The organism is Pseudomonas sp. PH1b (assembly GCF_000633395.1).
GTDB lineage: Bacteria > Pseudomonadota > Gammaproteobacteria > Pseudomonadales > Pseudomonadaceae > Aquipseudomonas.
The window spans coordinates 315,702-331,590 of sequence record NZ_AYMU01000009.1; the positions used below are offsets into that span (position 1 = coordinate 315,702).

Sequence of the window (15,889 nt, forward strand, 5' to 3'; positions counted from 1 at the left end):
GGAGAGCAGCTCATGAGCGTCTTGAATTTTCCCCGGATCTACCTCAACGGTTTCATGTTCTGGAACCCGCCGACCTTCAACAACAACGATGTGCTACCGCTGTACGACGCGGTGAAGATGCAGATGAACTGGCGCTTCCTGAACAAGTACGAGATCAACGACAAGAATGCGCCACAAACGCTGATGCCCTGGGCCATCGCCCCGCTGCCCTACAACAACGTACCGGACTACGTGTTGCAGGTGCCCACCAATGGCGATGCCGACAACTACCCGATGATTCCCGCCGAGTGGGACCTGTTCGGTGACAACGCCTGCGGCACCGTGGACTACCAGCAATTGCGCTCGGTGATCATCGGTGGGGAATCCAAGGTCGACAGCTACATCGACAACGACCCGCTGATCAACAAGTCGTACCAACTGCTGGGCAACTCGTTCGGCAACCCGACCCCCACCGCGGCACGCTTTGTCGACGTCAGCCCCTGGCAGAACACCTTCACCGCGCTGTACTTCGAAAAGATAATGCTGGGCGACACCACCTGCGGGGTGACCCTGAACAAGGGCTGCCGCATGCTCAACCGCTTCCTCGATTTCAACTGGGGGGCGTTCGGCGGCCTGGTCTACGTGACCTGCACCTGGCAGACCTGCTTTACCAAGGATCAGGTGGACTGGGTCATCGGCGGTTCGCAACTGCTGCAGAACCTGAAGGACGAAATGGAGCGCAACAGTGACGCCCAGGGCCTGATGCTCAGGTTCACCACCTACCTGACCGTCTATGACAAGAACGGCCTGTTCAACGACTTCAAGATCGTCAACACCCACTCCCAGGCCCCCTGGGACATGTCCAGGGTGCAGATGCTCTATCAGATAGGCCTGGACAACCCGACCGAACTCTTCTTCAACCCGGCCTACAGCCGCACCGCCGGCACCCTGGGCCTGTGGCTCAACAATGAGTTCCCCACCGCCCCCGCCGGCCAGCGCCTGGCGCCCAAGGACCCGGTGCCTTTCTACAAGACGGTGCCGGGAGATGCGCAGATCCATGCCAAGAAACAAGTGGTCAACCTCGGCGTGCTCAGCGCCGAGCTCCACGACTCCACGCTGTCGCTGGATCTGGGCAATACCTTCCCACTCTACCCAGCCGTCCATACCGGCCCGGCCGCCCCCAATCTCGATGGCCGCAACAACGGGATTCCGGTCGCCGCCAAGTTCCACGTCGGCGACTATGAGCTGGGGGTCCAGCAGGGCAACAACTTCGAACCCCTGACCAGCATCGGCTTCGACCAGTATCAGCAATCGGCCTTTGACAAGCGCTCCGGCCTGTTGGACCTGCCCCTCGACGCCAGTGCCCAGGCCCTGCTGAAAAACGGCAACCTGGCGTTGCGGCTCAAGGGCACCGACACCATCGCCGCCCAACAGCAGATGTGGACCGCGGAAGTCATCGAGAGCGGCAGCTTCATCGACGTCGGTGACTGCCGCACGCTGAACATCATGGTGCAGTACAACGGCAAGCCCGCACCGCCCGGAACCACCTTGTGGGTCGCCGAATACAACAACGCCTTCATGCTGACCACCAGCAACTACTACCTGGCGTTCAGCAACCCGGCGGATTTCGTGCTGATCAACGACTTTCCGGAAGATCGAAAAAACAATAAGCCGGGAATGCCCCAGTTCGCCGATGCCTCGCAGCATCCCAGCCTGCCCAGGGAGGGCAGCGGCAGGCGCCTGAGCGCCATGCTCATCAGGACAGCCAAGGACGAAGACCCGCCAAGCACCCCCATCAACTATCAGGACTATCTGAAGACCCCGGCCGCTGTCGATCTGGGACCGTGCCTGAAATTCGACCAACCACAATCAATGAGTGGGAAACTGGATGACACCGTCGGCCTGGGCGCCACCGTGGACTACAGCCTGGCCCGCATCCAGACCAATGCCGACGGCATTGCCCAGGTGACGGTGCATGCCAAGGCGCCGGGGTTCCCCACCCTGCGCTTTTTCATCCAGGACGATCCGACGGGTATTCCGTTCAGCTTCTCCTACACCGACGCCTTCACCGACTTCCTGTCGCCGCTGCGGGTGCTGCCGCAAGAGCCGCAGATGCTCAAGGACTTCATCGACAGCTGGAACCGGATGTGCACGGCCGACAACGCCAACGTGCGGATCTGGAACGAGTTCATCTACCCGCGAATCCTCCAGCCCTTCTATTACCTCTACCCGATCATGAACAAGTTCATGCCCCTCAACTCCCTGCAACGCATCGAGGGCGCGATCGAGCAGTTCATCAGACTGATCAGCAAGGAGTATCAGGAGGCCAGCACCCTGGCCATGCCCATCACCCGGGACCTGCCCCAGAGCCGTCGGCAGGTGCTGGAGATCTGGGCCAAGGACCTGGTGAGCACGGGTTATCCACCGCGTCCGCTGAACCTGGGCAACTACCAGAACGGCTGAGCCGCAACCGCCAGGCAATGGAACCCCGGGCGCCCCGTGGCGCCCGGCTTTGCAAAGGAGAGTCAGATGAATATCCGTACCTTCAGGCGCCTGCTGCTGGCCGCCTTCCTGCTGTGCAGCAGCCAGGTGCTGTGGGCCCAGGACTATCCCGACAACGTCTACTTCAACATGGGCGTGCACAACACCAAGGGCTGCGACGCCAAGAACAACAACTGCGTCATCAAGCGCCAGCCTGGCGAGCCGGCCGATCCTCAGTTTCCTGCGACCTGGGTCAGTGACTGGACCATGTATCGGGTCACCGCCAACTACGCGAAGAACCCACCGCCCTACAGCAGCCCGCCCAGCACCCTGAAGCCTTCCGACTACACCGTGTCCCAAGGCACCAGCTACTACGACAACGACTATGTACCCGCCGACAAGGACGGCACCGGGGCGATGATGGAGCACTACGAGAAGTACTGCCTGCCGATCTTCCCGATCAAGGACAACAACTACACCTGCTCCTTCGTCTCCCTGGGCAACAAGGCCTACTTCCTCACCTACCCCGAGGACCGGCCCAAGGACATGCCGGCCTGCTGCCTGTTCTCGCCGATGAATCACCCACCCCGCCAGGACTTCATCAAGCACCTGCCCTATAGCGCCGCCCGCAGCCAGCACCTGGACGGCAGTGTGCAAGCCTATGCGCTGGAGATCCCGGTCAAGCCGAGCCCGATCCTGTTTGGCTATGCCTTCTACAAGAAGGCCAGCAGCGACGGCCCGGGCCAGCCGGCCTATCAGCATCCGCAGTCGTTCTACTTCTCCGGCGATGCCAGCGTCGCTGACGCGCCCATCGTCAGCCAGAACTATCGCAACTGGAGCAACGCCAAGCCGGACCCGGCAAAGACCTGGGACCAGGTGGCGAAGATGTGCCCGACCAACCCGCCGGACTGCCAGCTCTTCACCCCACCGCCGTCGTTGAAGAACGGTGCGCGGCCGCAGTGGAACCAACTCTCGCCCCCCGCACAGTGACAGGAGCCGCCTCATGAATTCTTGGAGCCGTTTCACCGCCCTGCTGTTACTTGGCCTGGGCTGCCAGCAGGCCAGCGCCTTGCAGCCCAGCGCGCCGGGGCCGCAGACCACTTGTCCGCCCAATGCCGTGGTGCCTGCTGCCGATGCATCGCAGCAGGCTTTCGATCAGTACAGCTGGCAGGTGTTCATCAACCTGAACTGGCCGGCCAAGGTCGGGGAACGCGGGGTCGCCGATTGCAGCAAACCCCTGGGCAGCCCGGGCGATACCGTGTGGCAGAGCTACAAGGGCGTGAATGAGATCTTCCTGCCACAAGGGCAGGACCCCGGCCCCTGGAATTCGGCACCGATGGCCAAGGTCCTCAAGCTGATCAATATCGCCGGGCGCAAGAACACCGCAACGGCCAACGACAACCAGGCCGTTGGCGGTTGGCTTATCGACCAGAGCGGCAATCCCACCTACTACCAGATTGCCGCCAACCAGGTGTCCTACGACTACATCGTCAACCACCAGTTCTACAACGCCGATGTCGTGGCCAAGGCCCGCAACATTCAGTTCCCCAATGCGACCAACGAGGTCAAGTCCAGCTGGCGGATACTCACCTCAAAGGATGACCTCAACCGCTACCTGCACATGCAGGCCCAGATCACCACGTTCGACGCGCAAGGCGTGGCCAACGGTACGGCTTCAGCGACGCTGGGCCTGGTGGGGTTGCATATCATCAACAAGGTCGAGGGTTTTCCACAGTGGATCTGGTCGACCTTCGAGCAGGTCGACAATGTGCCGCCCAAGGTCAAGCAGGGGAACCAGTGGGTCAATCAGCCACAGCAAGGGATTGCATACTCCTATTTCGATGCCAAGGCGCCCGCCGACCAGCTCAACCAGACGCCCTGCAACTGGACCCTGCAAAATGGCCACATGACCTGCACGCCGAAGCCGGGAATGAGTTTCACCACCCCCAATCCCCTGGACCGCTTCACCCCCTTGACCGAGGCCACGACCAGGCTCAACAGCCAGTACCAGTCGCAGCCACAGGTCCAGGCGTCGGTCTTCAAGTACTACCAGCTGATCACCACCCAGTGGAGTACCACGCCCAATCCAGGCGCGCCCACAGGCCAGACGACACCTGAACTCTCGGCCAACGTGACCATGGAAAGCTACATCCAGCCCAACAGCAGCTGCACCAACTGCCATTCCATGGCGACACCGGTCGACAGCCTGCAAAAGGCCGACTTTTCCTACCTGTTCAAGTTCGCCAAGTCGCCCAATAGCCCCAGCACCCAGAGCAAGGAGTGAATCATGAGTATTCTCAACGGCCCACGGCTGAATTTCTGGGGCGGGATCGAGGCCAACGTCAGCCTGCCCAACAACTCGCCCACCATTCCCAGCGATCCCAGCAATCCCGACAGCGAGGAGACACTTTCACTCTTCGACTTGACCACCTCGACCCTGTACCCCCAGGCAGAGGTGTACAGCGATGACGAGTTGACCCAGATGATCAATGCGCCGACCGGCGTTTACTACACCGCAGGGGGATGGAACCACTATGGCCAGCATGTCGTCACCCTGGACAAGGTTGCCATCAGCTCCCAGGGAACGCCGGGCAACATCAGCACCCAGGGGGATCTTGTCGGCGAACCGTTCTACCTGCTGGGGTCGGTGGACCCAGTCACCGGCGCGGCACCGGTGACCGGCCCGATGATGGTCGACCTGGACCCGACCGGCACCATCAGTTCGCAGATTTTCCTCGGCGGCCTGCAGATCGGCAACAGCACGCCCCCGCAATTGCTGATCAAGGGCAATACGGTGTGCAGCAGCTATGACGTGGCAATCCGGATTCTCGACCCGGAACCGGATGCACCGGGCTCCAACCGTATCAGCGGCAGCTTCCAGGTCACTTTCTCTCGCGAGCAGATCGTCAGTTACAACCAGGACAACCCGCTCTTGCGCGCCATCATCGAGGCCCCCGGCGCCACCGGTATCGTCGTGCGCTTCGTCATGTTCGAGATGTGCCCGCGAATGACCACGGCGCAACTGGACGCCGACTACGCCGCTCACCAGTACACCTCCAACCCGAGCATTGGCCGCGTGGTCGGCACCCTGGCTCCCGCCTTTGCCAACGAACCCCTGATCGTCACTGCCGGGCGCCAGCTGATCAATCCAACCACAGGTAGTGCAGGCTACGCGAGCGTGCTCGAAAACAACCTGTTGAGCATCGACATGCTCAACATCATCCCCAAGCAGGCATTTCGCAGTGTTCGAACCGATAACACCTCGCCCATTGGCCCCAATGCGAACTTCGGTATTGTCTCAATCAACCTCGGCACCAAAACGCTCACAACCCTGGACCCGTTGCAAACTCCGCTGTCTGACTACTACCTGTATGGCGGCATTGTTGACTTGCCGCTGACGCCTGAACAACGCCAGTTGGCCAGCCAAGAGGCGATTGCCATCAAGGCACCACTGACGCACAACTTTCCCTCCCAACCCAAGCCGCGGGAGATCCGTGTCAACGCCCTTGAGCAGACCTATCGCCTGAGTTCCAACCAACGCAATCTGTATCTTGAGGATTACCCCAAGGGACTCGAGATCACCTTGAACCTGAGCCAACGGGGCCAACCCGTGACCAAGGACACCGTGATCACAATCAGCCCCGGCCCCTCAAACAGCGGTTCGGATGCCCCCTACATAGCCCCTGAGTTCTGGGACTTTCTGCTGTTCGAGCCCAAGCAAACGGTCAAGGCTGGCCAGTCCAGCGTGAGTTTCAAGGTCAGCCTCAAGCCCGGCTCCGCAGCTCAGGCCGGGTTTGTCACCCTGACCTGCGCGGTCGAAAACAGTAAGGACAACGGTTTTTTCATCAACCTGCGCAAATCCGCCATCACCGATTTCGGCATTGCACCGGGCAGCGCCGTCACCTGGGACCAGGTGTACAAGCACGTGCTGCGTTTTCACTACCTGGCCTTCCCCGCCATGTCCCGCTACATCGCGCTCAATCAGCAGGATGCCGTCTGGGGAGCAGGCCGGATGATCCTCGCACGCACCTCACCGCAGTACCTCGGCACGACCTTGTACATGCCGGTGGTGCGCTCGATGTCCGCCAGCCAGCGAGCTCTGCTCAAGTGCTGGCTCACCAGTGAACCCTGGCAGCCACTGCAGTGACGGGACCGTTCCAATTGCGAGGAAAAACCCCTATGCCAATTGCATTCTTTATCCCCGGCCAACCGCAGGAAGACCTGCGTCCCAACAAGGTCATCGCCGAGGGGCTGCTGAATCCCCGTGGCCTCTGCCTGCAAGCCGATGGCAGCCTGCTGCTGGCGGAAGCCGGCTCGGGCCTTGCAGACCAGCCGTTCAGCGGGCGCATCAGTCGCCTGTGCCCGGACCCGGAGCAGCCGGGTGCCTATCTGCCGCCGCAGATCCTGGCCCAGGGCTTTCGTTCGATGAACATGCAGGCGCGCATGCTGCGCGACGAGATCATGGGGCTGTCGGACATCGCCTTCGGTGCCGGGCGCTACCTGGCCAGCCAGACCGACTACGTGGCCGGCTCGAAGCTTCTGGACCTGCAATACAGCCCGCCCGAGCCACTGTTCCACAGCCGCGGCAACCTCAACTCGCTGTGCTATCACCCCTCACGCCAAAGCTGGATGGCGGTCAAGCCCGATAGCAACCAGCTGGTGGAGTTCACCCAGGACGGCGAGCAGGTCCTGGCCCAGTTGCCCGACCTGGACCAGGGCCAGGAAGCGGTCCCGGTGACCCTGGTACACGAGCTGCAGACCGATGCAGTGCTGATCAGCCTGTTCTCTGGCGAGCTGCGCCGCGACCCGGCGCGCCTGGGTATCGATTTCGCTGACAAGGCCGGCCAGGTGATCCGGGTGTGGCCTGCCAGCGGCAGGATCGAGGTGTTGATTCGCGGCCTGCAACTGCCCACCGGGCTGGCACTTACTGCGCAGGGCCAGATCCTGGTGCTGGAGCTGTGCGACCGGCTGCTGCAGCCTTTGCCTCCCGAGTGGGCAGGCGAGCCCCTGCACGGCGGATTCGCCCGTTTCAGCGGACGGCTGCTGCGCTGCGACCTGCAGCAGCGCAATGTGCAGGTGCTTGCCACAGGCCTGGATACGCCCTCCAACCTGTGTTGCATCGAAGGGGCGGTGTTGGTGAGTGAAGGGATGGGGCTGAGTGGGCGACTGATTCCTGCAGCGGATCATCAAGTGGTTGCGTTGAGCGGACGTCTGCGCCGGGTAACCCTTTGAAACATCAGGTCCGGTCAACCTGCTGCCCCGGCATGACGACGAGCCAAGCCCTTTTGGAGACGCAATCACATGATGCAATCGTTCGATGCTGTTGCCTTTATCGAAGAGGGCCAGGAGCGCCCCCTGGATCCAGGCTCAACACCTTTTCTCTACAACGACCACGGGCTGGCGCGCTTTTACTCAAATCCACGAGGACGTTGCATCAGCCTGGTGGAAAAAGACCCGCACCAGCTACTGGGCACCCGATACGACAACGTCAGCAGCCATGCCAAAAAGATTGCGACCCACACCGGGTCCTATGCCATCACCGAGTTGGTGTTTGGCAGCCACCCCGAAGAAGTTGTGTACCAGCCCCTCTGGGCCACGGCCGAAACGGCGCGGGCCTTTGGCATGACCCTGCTGCAAAGTGGCGAGAGCATTGGCTTTGAATATCAAAACCTGGTCCTGGGCCAGTTCACCTATGGCAAGTGGGCGGGTCACCAGTCCCCCTACCTTGGCCCGGCACGCCAGCGCGAACTGCTGACCTACAATCCCACGGACCTGGAATTCCACGATTTCGCCCACGTGTTCCTGGCTCGCCATGGGCGCTTGCCGCTGGTCATCAGCGTTGCCCGCTGGCTGCCTGATAGGAGCCAGATCCACATGGCAGACTTGTGGCTGAAGCCGGGAGATGCCCTGGTGCTGCCACCGCAGCGCATGCCCGAGAAAAGCGCCTCGCAAAGCGCAGGCCCTCCCAGGGTCGTGGACTTGCACGGCAACCGCAATTCGGCACTGGCCTGCTGGTTCACCGACGGCGAACACAGCCTGCAGACCGAAACCATCCTCGCCGATCGCCCCACCATGAGCTCCGAGGCCCATGGTCCCCACTACCACCAGCAACAGACCCCGACACGCCACAGTCCGCCCCAGGGTTGGCCCAGCCTGGACGGCGAAGGCTTTGGCAGCGGCCAGTAAAAAGCGGCATAAAAAAACGGGGCCATTGGCATGGCCCCGTTTTTATCGATGCTGAACGCGAAGGTATGCGATCAGAACGGAATATCGTCATCAAAGCTGTCGAAGTCCGGGGCCGGCTGCGGAGCGGCCTGCTGTGGCGCTGGACGCGACTCACGCTGTGGCTGCGGAGCAGGACGGGACTGCTGAGGGCGTGGTGCCGAGTTGGACATGCCGCCCTGGCCTTGCTGGTCGCCCTGTGGACGGCCACCCAGCAGCTGCATGGTGCCCTGCATGTCGACGATGATTTCGGTGGTGTAACGCTTGATACCGTCTTTTTCCCACTCGCGGGTCTGCAGTTTGCCCTCGATGTAGACCTGCGAACCCTTGCGCAGGTACTCGCCAGCAATCTCCGCGACCTTGCCGAACATCGACACACGGTGCCACTCGGTGCGCTCGACCTTCTGACCGGTCTGCTTGTCGGTCCACTGCTCACTGGTGGCCAGACTCAGGTTGGTCACGGCGTTACCGTTAGGCAGGTAGCGAACTTCGGGATCCTGGCCGCAAGTACCGACCAATATGACTTTGTTAACCCCACGGGCCATAACGTTCTCCTAGGCTTCGCGCGGCGACGGCGCTGAGTTGACCAACTGCTCGAGCGTCGCGCGATCCAATAATTCGGTGTCCAATTTGATGTAAATGGCAGCCTCTTCGGCCACCACCACGGCATCTGTTACTCCAGCGACGGCTTTCAGGCGCTCGACCAGACCGGCTTCGCGGATCGCTTCGGGCGATAACGGCAAGCGCAGGCTCGTCACATATGGAGGCTCGCGCATGGTAACAGCAAAGGCCAGCCAGAGTGCAGCCAGACCTGCGCATCCCAGGAACACAACCGACAAACCGCCATGCTGGAACAACCAGCCGCCGAGAATGCCACCCAGTGCCGAACCAAGGAACTGGCTGGTGGAATACACCCCCATCGCCGTGCCCTTGCCTCCTGCCGGTGAAACCTTGCTGATCAGCGACGGCAAGGACGCCTCCAGCAGGTTGAAGGCGGTGAAGAACACCACGGTGCCGATCACCAGCGCACGCAAGCTGTCGCCGAACTTCCAGAAGAATAGCTCGGTGAGCAGCAGCGTACTGACCGCGCCGAGCAGAACTCGTTTCATCTTGCGTTTTTTCTCGCCATAGATGATGAACGGGATCATGGCGAAGAAGGAAATCAGCAACGCGGTGAGGTACACCCACCAATGCTGCTCCTTGGGCAGGCCGGCTTTTTCCACCAGAGCCAGGGGCAAGGCGACGAAGCTCGACATCAGCATCGCATGCAACACGAAGATGCCCAGATCCAGGCGCAGCAGATCGGGATGCTTGAGGGTCGGGAGCAATGCCTGGCGCGCCACCCCGGACTCACGGTGCTGCAGCGGTCCGGTGGAGCGCGGCACCATGAAGGCGACGATAAGAATGCCTACCAGGGCCATCGCCCCGGTTGCCAGGAACAACCCGGAGAGCCCGAAGCTACGAGTCAGCAGCGGCCCCACCACCATGGCCACTGCGAACGACAGGCCGATGGTCATGCCGATCATGGCCATGGCCTTGGTCCGGTGCTGCTCGCGGGTCAGGTCCGACAAGAGCGCCATCACTGCGGCGGAAATCGCCCCGGCGCCCTGCAGGATACGCCCGGCGATCACGCCCCAGATCGAGTCGGCATTGGCGGCCAGCACGCTGCCCAGAGCAAATACGATCAGCCCCAGATAAATCACTGGACGGCGACCGATGCGGTCGGAAATGATGCCGAAGGGAATCTGAAAAACCGCCTGGGTCAGGCCATAGGCACCAATCGCCAACCCGATCAGGGCCGGGGTCGCCCCCGCCAGATCCATTCCATAGGTCGCCAGGACCGGCAGTACCATAAACATGCCAAGCATACGGAAGGCGAACACCAGGGCCAGACCGCTTGCCGCGCGGGTCTCGCTGCCACTCATGCGTTCGCTGTGGGGATCGTGCATGGATAAACCTCATGTGAACCGGCGGCGATTCTACCAGTCCGATCGATTGAGGGGGTATATGGCGACGCTTTGCCGCGCAGCCCTCGCCAGCGTTCGAAAAAGCACCGCTGGATAGTGTGCATCCATCCAGTGTTTAGTTTTATACTCCTGCCTTTACGCCCGCCGATCGAGGCCACTTTTGGACAAGATTCTGATTCGTGGGGCCCGTACCCACAACCTGAAGAACATCGACCTGACCCTGCCACGGGACAAGTTGATCGTCATCACCGGGCTGTCTGGGTCCGGCAAGTCGTCCCTGGCGTTCGACACGCTTTATGCCGAAGGCCAGCGTCGTTATGTCGAGTCGCTGTCGGCCTATGCCCGACAATTTCTGTCGATGATGGAAAAGCCCGATGTCGACACCATCGAAGGGCTGTCGCCGGCGATTTCCATCGAGCAGAAATCCACTTCGCACAACCCGCGTTCCACCGTCGGCACCATCACCGAGATCTACGACTACCTGCGCCTGCTCTACGCTCGCGTCGGCACCCCACGCTGCCCGGATCACGACATCCCGCTGGAAGCCCAGACCGTCAGCCAGATGGTCGACCTGGTGCTGGCCCAGCCCGAAGGTAGCAAGCTGATGTTGCTGGCGCCGGTGATTCGCGAGCGCAAGGGCGAGCACCTCTCGGTCTTCGAAGAACTGCGGGCCCAGGGCTTCGTTCGCGCGCGGGTCAACGGCAAGCTGTTCGAGCTTGACGAGCTGCCGAAACTGGACAAACAGAAAAAGCATTCGATCGATGTAGTGGTCGACCGCTTCAAAGTCCGCAGCGACCTGCAGCAGCGCCTCGCGGAATCCTTTGAAACCGCCTTGAAGCTGGCGGACGGTATTGCCCTGGTGGCCCCAATGGATGACGAGCCGGGCGAAGAGATGATCTTCTCGGCGCGCTTTGCCTGCCCGATCTGTGGCCACGCCATCAGCGAGCTGGAACCCAAGCTGTTCTCCTTCAACAACCCGGCCGGCGCTTGCCCGACCTGCGACGGCCTGGGGGTCAAGCAATTCTTCGACATCAAGCGCCTGGTCAATGGCGAGCTGACCCTGGCCGAAGGTGCCATACGCGGTTGGGACCGGCGCAACGTCTATTACTTCCAGATGCTCGGCTCGCTGGCCGCCCACTACGGCTTCAGCCTCGAAGTACCGTTCAACCAACTTCCGGCGGATCAGCAGAAGGTCATCCTGCACGGCAGCGGCACCCAGAATGTCGACTTCAAGTACCTCAACGACCGGGGCGACATCGTCAAGCGCTCCCACCCGTTCGAAGGGATAGTGCCGAATCTGGAGCGCCGCTACCGGGAAACCGAATCGGCCACCGTGCGCGAGGAGTTGGCCAAGTTCCTCAGCACCCAGCCCTGCCCGGATTGCCGGGGCACCCGTCTGCGCCGCGAGGCACGGCACGTCTGGGTAGGCGAGAAAACCCTGCCGGCGGTCACCAGCCTGCCCATCGGCGATGCCACGGATTATTTCGCTACCTTGACCCTCACCGGTCGCCGTGGAGAGATCGCCGACAAGATCCTCAAGGAAATCCGTGAACGCCTGCAGTTTCTGGTCAATGTCGGGCTCGACTACCTGACCCTGGACCGCAGCGCCGATACCTTGTCTGGTGGCGAGGCCCAGCGTATTCGCCTGGCCAGCCAGATCGGCGCCGGCTTGGTCGGCGTGATGTACATTCTCGACGAGCCGTCCATTGGCCTGCACCAGCGAGACAACGATCGCCTGCTGGGGACCTTGAAGCACCTGCGGGACATCGGCAATACGGTGATCGTGGTCGAGCACGATGAAGATGCCATCCGCCTAGCCGACTATGTGGTGGATATCGGGCCGGGAGCCGGCGTGCACGGCGGGCGGATCGTCGCCGAAGGCACTGCGGCGGAGGTCATGGCGCACCCCGACTCCCTGACCGGCAAATATTTGTCTGGCCGGGTGAAAATTGTGGTGCCGGCCAAACGTACCCCGCGCAACAAAAAGCTTTCCCTGACCCTCAAGGGTGCTCGCGGCAACAACCTGCGCAACGTTGACCTGGAGATCCCCATTGGCCTGTTGACCTGCGTGACCGGCGTCTCCGGCTCAGGCAAATCGACTTTGATCAACAACACCCTGTTTCCTCTCAGCGCTACCGCTCTGAATGGTGCAACAACCCTCGAAGCAGCGCCTCACGACAGCATCAATGGCCTGCAGCACCTGGACAAGGTAGTGGACATCGACCAGAGCCCCATCGGTCGTACGCCGCGCTCCAATCCGGCAACCTACACCGGGCTGTTCACGCCAATCCGCGAACTGTTCTCCGGCGTTCCGGAGTCCCGCTCACGGGGTTATGGACCTGGGCGCTTCTCCTTCAACGTCAAGGGCGGGCGCTGCGAAGCCTGCCAGGGCGATGGCCTGATCAAGGTAGAGATGCACTTCCTGCCAGACATCTACGTGCCCTGCGATGTGTGCAAGAGCAAGCGCTACAACCGCGAAACCCTTGAGATCAAGTACAAGGGCAAGAACATCCACGAAGTCCTGGAAATGACCATCGAAGAAGCTCGTGAGTTCTTCGATCCGGTACCGGCACTTGCGCGCAAACTGCAGACGCTGATGGACGTAGGCCTGTCCTACATCAAGCTCGGCCAATCGGCCACCACCCTGTCTGGCGGCGAGGCCCAACGGGTCAAGCTGTCCCGCGAGCTGTCCAAGCGTGACACCGGAAAGACCCTGTATATCCTCGATGAGCCAACCACAGGCCTGCATTTCGCGGATATCCAGCAGCTGCTGGACGTTCTGCACCGCCTGCGCGACCACGGCAACACTGTGGTGGTGATCGAGCACAACCTGGACGTGATCAAGACGGCTGACTGGATGGTGGATCTGGGGCCAGAGGGTGGCTCCAAAGGCGGGCAAATCATCGCTGTCGGCACTCCGGAGCAGGTGGCAGAGATGCCCCAGTCCCACACCGGGCACTACCTCAAGCCGCTGCTGACCCGCGATCGCGCCTGAGGCCCATGAAAAAAGCCCCTGTCACCTTTCGGTGACAGGGGCTTTTTAACATCTAAGAATATTCGCGCCATCTCTAGGAACGAGACATCTCGTTATCCGGCGGCAACGCCGGCAGCCGTCAGAATTGCGACTGCAGGTAGTTCTCCAGGCCGATGGACTTGATCAGGCCCAACTGCTTTTCCAGCCAGTAGGTGTGATCTTCTTCGGTATCCGCCAATTGAATGCGCAGGATATCGCGGCTGACGTAGTCCTTGTGCAGCTCACACAGTTCGATGCCTTTGCACAACGCCGCGCGGACCTTGTATTCCAGCCGCAGATCGCTGGCCAGCATATCCGGCACGGTGGTACCGGTGTCGAGATCGTCGGGACGCATGCGCGGCGTGCCTTCGAGCATCAGGATGCGACGCATCAGGGCATCAGCGTGTTGCGCCTCTTCTTCCATTTCATGATTGATACGCTCGTAGAGCTTGGTGAAGCCCCAGTCTTCGTACATACGTGAGTGGATGAAATATTGGTCACGTGCTGCCAGTTCGCCCGTCAGCAACGTGTTGAGATAATCGATTACGTCCGGGTGACCTTGCATCGCCCTACATCTCCCTGCTTGAAAGTGGATAGTTTGAACCAAGCTGACTTGCAGGTCACTTAGAAATAACTGAAAAAGTGAAGAATATCCGAGAAAAGCAGTATAAATAACGCAAAAACCGCCCAAATGAGGGCGGTTCTGCTTCTTATTTAGACTTACTTGAGCGATACGCCCAATGCCTTGGCGATACCTTCCCCAAAGGCTGGGTCGGCCTTGAAGAAGTGTTGCAACTGACGCTCAACAACATCCCCACTCACACCGGCCATTGCTCCGGAGATATTGCTGATCAGCAAGGCCTTCTGCTCATCGTTCATGAGGCGGAAAAGAGCACCCGCATGGCTGTAGTAGTCCGTGTCCTCACGGTGGTCGTAGCGATCTGCTGCGCCGCTGAGAGCCAGAGCCGGCTCGGCATAGCGTGGAGCCTGTTTTGGTGCATCAGCGTAGCTGTTGGGCTCGTAGTTCGGGGCAGCGCCGCCGTTAGGACCGAACGCCATTGAGCCATCGCGCTGATAGCTGTTCACCGGGCTCAAAGGAGCGTTCACCGGCAGTTGCTGGTGGTTGGTCCCCACGCGATAGCGGTGAGCATCTGCGTAAGCGAATACCCGGCCCTGAAGCATGCGGTCCGGTGACAGACCTACACCCGGCACCATGTTGCTTGGACCAAAGGCGGCCTGCTCGACTTCAGCAAAGTAATTCTGCGGGTTGCGATTGAGCTCCAACTCACCCACTTCGATCAGCGGGAACTCTTTCTGCGACCAGGTCTTGGTCACGTCGAAGGGGTTCTCGTAATGAGCCGCTGCTTGAGCTTCGGTCATGATCTGGATGCAGACACGCCACTTCGGAAACTCGCCGCGCTCGATTGCATCGAACAGGTCGCGCTGGGCGTAATCCGGATCAGTACCTGCCAGACGGGCAGCGTCTGCCGGAGCCAGGTTTTTGATCCCCTGCTTGGTTTTGTAGTGCCACTTGACCCAGTGCCGCTCACCCTTGGCGTTGATCAGGCTGTACGTGTGACTGCCAAAGCCGTGCATATGACGATAGCCATCCGGAATCCCCCGATCAGAGAAGAGAATGGTTACCTGGTGCAGCGCCTCGGGCGAATGCGACCAGAAATCCCACATCATCTGCGCACTTTTCAGGTTGCTCTGGGGCAGACGCTTCTGGGTGTGGATGAAATCGGGAAACTTCAACGGATCGCGGATGAAGAACACCGGGGTGTTGTTGCCAACGATGTCCCAGTTGCCTTCTTCGGTGTAGAACTTGAGGGCGAAACCCCGTGGGTCGCGCTCGGTATCTGCCGAGCCACGCTCACCGCCCACTGTGGAGAAGCGCAGGAAGGTCGGCGTCTGCTTGCCGACTGATTCAAACAGCTTCGCGCTGGTGTATTGAGAAATATCGCGAGAAACAGTGAAGGTGCCGTAGGCGCCCGATCCCTTGGCGTGTACACGGCGCTCAGGAATATTCTCGCGGTTGAAATGGGCAAGCTTTTCGATCAGGTGAAAATCTTCGAGAAGCAAAGGGCCCCGAGGGCCGGCAGAACGGGAGTTCTGGTTATCAGCGACAGGAGCGCCACTAGCGGTAGTAAGAGTTTTGGTTTGGCTCATGCTCAATCTTCCTCTGTCAGTCCGTGAAACTGCCGGCTAATCGGCCGAGGAAGAGTAT

The 15,889-nt window shown here is 60.8% G+C and carries 11 protein-coding genes; 7 read left to right on the top strand and 4 right to left on the bottom strand.

Features of this window, described 5'->3' with window-relative positions; genetic code table 11:
- Positions 1-12: 12 nt before the first annotated feature.
- From U873_RS0116935 to U873_RS0116960, 6 genes are all read left to right on the top strand, one after another.
- Positions 13-2,442 carry a hypothetical protein gene (locus tag U873_RS0116935; protein WP_025129388.1) on the top strand — a complete coding sequence of 810 codons (2,430 nt, stop codon included), beginning with the start codon at positions 13-15 and terminating at the stop codon, positions 2,440-2,442.
- Between the two features lie 66 nt (positions 2,443-2,508).
- Positions 2,509-3,450: a hypothetical protein gene (locus tag U873_RS0116940; RefSeq protein WP_025129389.1), complete on the top strand. Its 942-nt coding sequence runs from the start codon at positions 2,509-2,511 to the stop codon at positions 3,448-3,450.
- Positions 3,451-3,463: 13 nt separating this feature from the next.
- Entirely contained in the window at positions 3,464-4,744 is a 1,281-nt protein-coding gene (locus U873_RS0116945; RefSeq protein ID WP_025129390.1) for a hypothetical protein, read from the top strand.
- A 3-nt stretch (positions 4,745-4,747) separates the two neighbouring features.
- A complete protein-coding gene (locus U873_RS0116950; protein ID WP_025129391.1) occupies positions 4,748-6,607 on the top strand; it encodes a hypothetical protein in 1,860 nt (619 codons plus the stop codon).
- 32 nt (positions 6,608-6,639) lie between these two features.
- Positions 6,640-7,692, top strand: a complete 1,053-nt coding sequence (locus U873_RS0116955) for a hypothetical protein (RefSeq protein ID WP_025129392.1) — start codon at positions 6,640-6,642, stop codon at positions 7,690-7,692.
- A gap of 69 nt (positions 7,693-7,761) precedes the next feature.
- Positions 7,762-8,646, top strand: a complete 885-nt coding sequence (locus tag U873_RS0116960; protein WP_029978466.1) for a hypothetical protein — start codon at positions 7,762-7,764, stop codon at positions 8,644-8,646.
- A gap of 71 nt (positions 8,647-8,717) precedes the next feature.
- Here the strand turns inward: U873_RS0116960 and U873_RS0116965 are convergent, their stop codons facing one another.
- Together U873_RS0116965 and U873_RS0116970 are read right to left on the bottom strand one after the other, a co-directional pair.
- Positions 8,718-9,227, bottom strand: coding sequence for a single-stranded DNA-binding protein (locus U873_RS0116965; protein WP_011063767.1), 510 nt, complete (start codon positions 9,225-9,227; stop codon positions 8,718-8,720).
- Positions 9,228-9,236: 9 nt separating this feature from the next.
- A complete protein-coding gene (locus U873_RS0116970; RefSeq protein ID WP_025129394.1) occupies positions 9,237-10,631 on the bottom strand; it encodes an MFS transporter in 1,395 nt (464 codons plus the stop codon).
- Positions 10,632-10,809: 178 nt separating this feature from the next.
- Here U873_RS0116970 and uvrA point away from each other — a divergent pair, with 178 nt between their 5' ends.
- Entirely contained in the window at positions 10,810-13,644 is a 2,835-nt protein-coding gene (gene uvrA, locus U873_RS0116975; RefSeq protein WP_025129395.1) for an excinuclease ABC subunit UvrA, read from the top strand.
- A gap of 118 nt (positions 13,645-13,762) precedes the next feature.
- Here the strand turns inward: uvrA and bfr are convergent, their stop codons facing one another.
- Complete coding sequence (bfr, locus tag U873_RS0116980; protein WP_025129396.1) at positions 13,763-14,227, bottom strand: bacterioferritin; 465 nt, start codon at positions 14,225-14,227, stop codon at positions 13,763-13,765.
- A gap of 155 nt (positions 14,228-14,382) precedes the next feature.
- The gene (locus U873_RS0116985) at positions 14,383-15,831 is read right to left on the bottom strand and encodes a catalase (RefSeq protein ID WP_025129397.1); all 1,449 of its coding nucleotides are present in this window, start codon (positions 15,829-15,831) and stop codon (positions 14,383-14,385) included.
- Between the last annotated feature and the right edge of the window lie 58 nt (positions 15,832-15,889).